This window comes from Pseudomonas sp. PS02288, assembly GCF_029959715.1.
In the GTDB taxonomy this organism is placed as follows: Bacteria; Pseudomonadota; Gammaproteobacteria; order Pseudomonadales; family Pseudomonadaceae; genus Pseudomonas_O; species Pseudomonas_O kuykendallii.
Genome location: NZ_JASCPA010000142.1, coordinates 1 through 263, shown reverse-complemented (window position 1 = coordinate 263; position 263 = coordinate 1). Strand labels below are relative to the sequence as shown.

Sequence of the window (263 nt, the reverse complement as noted above, 5' to 3'; positions counted from 1 at the left end):
GCCGCCGCCAAGGCCGCCGCAGCCGCCTATCCGACCTACCGCACGCTGTCGGCGGCCAGACGCGCCGATTTCCTCGACGCCATCGCCGCCGAGATCGATGCGCTGGGCGATGACTTCGTCGCCCTGGTCTGCCAGGAAACCGCGCTGCCGGCCGGGCGTATCCAGGGCGAGCGTGGCCGCACCAGCGGGCAGATGCGCCTGTTCGCCCAGGTGCTGCGGCGTGGCGATTTCTACGGCGCACGCATCGACCGCGCGCTGCCGGA

At 72.6% G+C, this 263-nt stretch carries 1 protein-coding gene; it reads left to right on the top strand.

What is annotated here, in order from left to right:
- The coding region (locus QMX85_RS23415; protein ID WP_282344956.1) for an aldehyde dehydrogenase family protein at nt 1–263 on the top strand (263 nt) is incomplete at both ends.